This window comes from Segatella copri (assembly GCF_003465495.1).
GTDB classification, from domain to species: Bacteria; Bacteroidota; Bacteroidia; order Bacteroidales; family Bacteroidaceae; genus Prevotella; species Prevotella copri_G.
Genome location: NZ_QSAV01000091.1, coordinates 2,652 through 2,879 on the forward strand (window position 1 = coordinate 2,652; position 228 = coordinate 2,879).

General features: G+C 50.9%; 1 pseudogene. It reads left to right on the forward strand.

Features of this window, described 5'->3' with window-relative positions:
- Positions 1-228, forward strand: a pseudogene (locus tag DWV53_RS16270) (helicase); the annotation flags it as partial.

Genomic DNA, 228 nt, shown 5'->3' on the forward strand with positions numbered 1-228 from the left:
CACCGTTCCCGAGCATGTGAACCACCGCACGGTGATAGACGGTTTCCTCAACCTATACGAGCCGATAGGACATAAGCCGATGCAAGGGGACTTCCCAAATATCAAGAAGTTGGTTAGTCACATCTTCGGTGAGCAATATGAGCTTGGCATGGACTACCTGCAACTGCTCTATCTCAGACCTGTGCAGAAGTTGCCCATTCTGCTGCTCGTATCAGAGGAGAGGAACAC